General features: G+C 73.4%; 1 protein-coding gene. It reads right to left on the bottom strand.

Features of this window, described 5'->3' with window-relative positions; all coding sequences use genetic code 11:
- On the bottom strand, positions 1–350 hold a 350-nt coding region (locus J0695_RS41015), incomplete at both ends, for a DUF7134 domain-containing protein (RefSeq protein ID WP_443727146.1).

The following is a 350-nucleotide window of genomic DNA, read 5'->3' as shown; positions in this document are numbered from 1 at the left end:
TCCTCGGCGACGCGGCGGCGGCGCTCGGCCTCCAGGGCCCGGGTGTGACGAACCCATGACCCGACGCCCCAGGCGAGTGCCACGGCCAGGTAGAACGTCACGAACTCGCCGGGCGGTTCGCCGGGGCCGAGCCGGTGGAGCGCGACCGCCAGCGGGACGTATGCCACGGAGGCGGCGATCGCGGTTGCCCGCCTGTGGTGTTCCAGGTGGGAGGCCACGCTCAACAGCGTGATGGGCAGCGCGATGCCGGCGAGTGAGTGGTAGCCGCGGAGCTGGTCGAGGGCGAAGCCGATCGACACCACGGCGAAGCAGAGGACGGGCCACCGCCGGCGTCCGGCGAGCGGAAGGCA

Source organism: Streptomyces beijiangensis (genome assembly GCF_017315755.1).
Taxonomy (GTDB): Bacteria; Actinomycetota; Actinomycetes; order Streptomycetales; family Streptomycetaceae; genus Streptomyces; species Streptomyces beijiangensis.
Note: the sequence above shows the minus strand (reverse complement) of the source record. Positions and strands in the feature narration are given on the sequence as shown.